This window comes from Streptomyces sp. NPDC006602 (assembly GCF_042870385.1).
Lineage (GTDB): Bacteria > Actinomycetota > Actinomycetes > Streptomycetales > Streptomycetaceae > Streptomyces.
This window is the reverse complement of record NZ_JBIAHG010000090.1, coordinates 1-4301: the sequence shown is the minus strand read 5'-3', so window position 1 is coordinate 4301 and position 4301 is coordinate 1. Positions and strand designations below refer to the sequence as shown.

Below are 4301 nucleotides of genomic sequence, written 5' to 3'. Positions count from 1 at the left end.
CACGGCCACCCCACCACCTGGCACCACCCCCACCCCACCACCAAACCCCACCACCTCCCCACCTACCCCTTCCAACACCACCGCTACTGGCTGGACGACGCGGCGACCGGGGGGAATCCGGAGAGTCTGGGGCTGCACACCACTCGGCACCCGTTGCTGAGCGCGGCCACGACGCTCGCCGAGGGGGACGCGCTGCTGCTGACCGGGCGGATCTCGGCGCGCACCCATCCGTGGCTCGCGGATCACACGCTGGACTCGACGCCTGTCCTGCCGGGCACAGTGCACCTCGAACTCGCCCTGCACGCGGCGCAGTTGCTGGACGGGATGACGGTGGGGGCACTGGAGCTGGGGGCGCCGCTCACGCTTCCGGCGTCCGGCGGTCTCGATCTGCAGCTGACCGTCGGCCCGCCGGGGCATGACGGGCGGCGTGAACTCGCCCTGCACGCTCGTCCGTTCGACGACGACAAGGCCGACGCGGAGCCGCTGCGGCGGCCCTGGACGACGCATGCGACGGGTGCGCTCGCGCCGCCCGCCGCGCTCCCGTCGGACCAGGCGGTGTGGCCGCCCACGGGGGCCACGCAGGCCGGCCCCGAGGACGTACGGGAGCGGCTCGCCGAGCTGGGGCTCGCCCCGGGTCCCGCGTTCGACGGGCTGCGTGCGGTGTGGCGGGAGGCCGGCGGCACGGTCCACGCGGAGGTGGTGCTGCCGGACCAGGACGATGCGGGGGCCGCCACGTACGGTGTGCATCCGGCGCTGCTCGCCGCCGCGCTGCAGCCCATGCTCGCCGACGCGGGCGAGGCGCCCCTGCTGCCGGGTTCCTGGCGGGACGTGGCGCTGCACGCCGTCGGGGCCACCGCGCTGCGGGTCTCGCTCACCCGGCACGGCGACGGTTACGCGCTCGCCGCGTACGACGCCCAGGGCGCCCCCGTCCTGACGGCCGCGGCGCTCACCCTCGCCCTGGCGGACAGTGGGGCGCAGGCCGTGAGCGGGGTACGGGCCGACTGGCTGACCGCGCTCGACTGGCCCGACCTCGGCCTGGGCGCAGACGAGTTGGCTCAGGAGGCGGTTTCCTGGGCCGTCATCGGTGACCCGGTGCCGGGTATCGGGGCCACGTCGTACGAGACGGTCGAGGCGTTCCTCGACGGCACTGCGGAAGCCGGCGCCCCGGCGTACGCGCTGCTGCCCGCACCGTCCGCCGCAGCCGTGCTGCCCGCGCTGCAGAGCTGGCTGGCCGACGGGCGGAGCGCGGCCACCCGGTTGGTGGTGCTCACCCGGCACGCCGTCACCACCCGCCCCGACGACGTACCGGACCTGGCGCCCGCGCCGGTGTGGGGTCTGGTGCGGGTCGCGCAGTCCGAGCACCCGCACCGGGTCGGCATCGTGGACCTCGACGGAGACGCCGGCTCGCTGCGCGTACTGCCGTCCGTGGTCGCCTCGGGCGAGCTGCAGGTCGCCGTACGGGCCGGGGTCGCGTACGTGCCGCGGCTGACCCGGCTGGACGAGGAGGACCTCGGGGCCGGGCGCGCCGGCGGGGAGGTGGCAGGCACGGTGCTGGTGTCGGGCGGCGGGGACCTCGCCGCGGCCGTCGCGGCCCACGCCGTCACCGAACTGGGCGCGCGCCGCCTGCTGCTGCTCGGCACCGACTCCGCACTTCCGGATGCTCTGGCCGAGTTGGGTGCCGAGGTGGTCGTGGCGGACGGCACGGCGGCCGATCGGGACGCGGTGGCCGCCGTGCTCGCCGCGCTGCCCGCGGAACAGCACCTGACGGACGTGATCCATGTCGCCGCCGAGGCGCCGACGGAGCTGCTGACCTCGCTGGAGCAGGGCCTGTTCACGGACGGTCTGGGCCGGGCGGCCGACGCCGCCTGGAACCTCCACGAGCTCACCCTGGGCCAGGATTTGGCGTCGTTCACCGTCCTGGCGCCCGAGGCGTCGGCAACGCTCGGCGGCACCGGTCTCGCGGCGGCCGCCGCCGTGGGCGCGCAGCTGGACGCGCTGGCCCACCACCGGCGCGCCCTCGGCCTGCCCGCCCTCTCCGTGACCTGGGGCCCGCGCGCTGAGGCGTCCGAGGACGCCGGTGTGCGCGGCGGTCTCGTCCGGTTCTCGGCGGGGCAGAGCGCGGCGCTGTCCGGGCTCGCCCTGCGCTCCGGGCGGCCCGCCCTCGTCGCGGCCCGGTTCAACCGTCCGGCGCTCGCGACCTGGGCCGGGTCGGATCTGCTGCCGCCGCCGCTGCGGTCCCTGGTCCGTACCGTGCGCACCGCCGCGTCGGCGGGCGCCGCCGGAACGGGCACGCTCGCCGCCTCGCTCGCGGGCCTGCCCGAGCAGGAGCAGACGCGGGAACTCCTCGACCTGATCCGCGCCCACGTCGGCGGCGTGCTCGGCCTGTCGGGGTCCGACACCGTCGCGCCGACCCGCGCCTTCAAGGACCTCGGTTTCGACTCGCTGACCGCGGTGGAGCTGCGCAACCGGCTGACCGCCGCGACCGGCCTCAAGCTGCCCACGACACTGATCTTCGACCATCCCTCGCCGCGCGCGCTCGCGGACTTCCTGCGCTCCGGGCTGCTCGGCCTCGGCGCCGACGCCGCTCCCGTCGCGCCGGGTCCGGGGGCGTACGACGGCGAACCGATCGCGATCGTGGCCATGGCCTGCCGCTACCCGGGCGGGGTGCGCTCGCCGGAGGACCTGTGGCGCGTGGTCGCCGACGAGGCCGACGTGATCTCGCCGTTCCCCGCCAACCGCGGCTGGGACCTGGACCGGCTCTTCGACCCGGACCCCGAGCACGCGGGCACGTCGTACGCGCGCGAGGGCGGGTTCCTGCACGACGCCGACCAGTTCGACCCGGCGTTCTTCGGGATCAGCCCGCGCGAGGCCACCAGCATGGACCCGCAGCAGCGGCTGCTCCTGGAGACGGCGTGGGAGGCGTTCGAACGGGCCGGCATCGACCCCGCGTCGCTGCAGGGCTCACGGACCGGTGTGTTCGCGGGCGTCGTCTACACCGACTACGGATCCCGGGTCCGGCTGCCCGCCGACATGGAAGGCTACCTCGGCATCGGCAGCGCGGGCAGCATCGCCTCCGGGCGTATCGCCTACACCCTCGGCCTGGAGGGCCCGGCGGTCACCGTCGACACGGCGTGCTCGTCGTCGCTGGTCGCCCTGCACCTCGCGGTGCGGTCGCTGCGTCAGGGCGAGTGCGACCTGGCGCTCGCGGGCGGGGCGACGGTGCTCGCGAACCCCGACATCTTCATCGGCTTCAGCCGCCAGCGGGGTCTGGCCCGGGACGCCCGCTGCAAGGCGTTCGCGGCGGCCGCGGACGGCACCGCGTTCGGTGAGGGCGTGGGCCTGCTCCTGGTGGAACGGCTCTCCGACGCCCGCCGCAACGGCCACCACGTCCTGGCCGTGGTGCGCGGCACCGCCACGAACCAGGACGGCGCCAGCAACGGCCTGACCGCCCCCAACGGCCCGTCGCAGCAGCGCGTCATCCGCGCCGCACTCGCCGACGCGGGCCTGACCCCCGCAGACGTGGACGCGATGGAGGCGCACGGCACCGGCACCACGCTCGGCGATCCGATCGAGGCACAGGCGATCATCGCGACGTACGGCCAGGAGCGAACCCCGGAACGGCCGTTGTGGCTGGGCTCGCTCAAGTCCAACATCGGGCACACGCAGGCCGCGGCCGGGGTCGGCGGCATCATCAAGATGGTCGAGGCAATGCGCCACGGCGTACTCCCCCGCACCCTGCACGTCGACGAGCCGACCCCGCACGTCGACTGGTCGGCGGGCTCGGTCGAACTCCTCACCGAGGCGCGGGAATGGACCGCCGACGGGCATCCCCGCCGGGCGGGTGTCTCGGGGTTCGGCATGAGCGGCACGAACGCCCACGTCATCATCGAAGAGGCCGCGCAGCAACCGGAGTCGGCCGGACAGTCGCCGTCGGAGTCGCGGGGCCCGGCGCCGTGGCTGCTGTCGGCGCAGTCCGAGGCGGCCCTGCGTGCCCAGGCCGAGCGGCTGCGTGCCTACGTCGACGAGCACCCGGAGCTCCAACCCGCGGACACAGCCGGTCTGTTGGCGAAGGGGCGCACGACTCTGGACCATCGCGCGGTGCTGGTCGCCGACGACCGTACGGAGCTGCTGGCCGCGCTGGACGCGGTGGCGACGGACACCGCGAGCCCGCTCGTGGTGCGCGGTGCCCGGGCCGAGACCCTGGGGAAGACGGTGTTCGTGTTCCCGGGTCAGGGCTCGCAATGGGACGGCATGGCCCGCGACCTGCTCACCACCTCACCCGTCTTCGCCCACCACCTCAC

General features: G+C 75.3%; 1 protein-coding gene. It reads left to right on the top strand.

The features are described from left to right. Window positions 1–4301: beta-ketoacyl synthase N-terminal-like domain-containing protein (locus tag ACFYO2_RS49480; protein ID WP_388364066.1), on the top strand; the 4301-nt coding region annotated here is incomplete at both ends.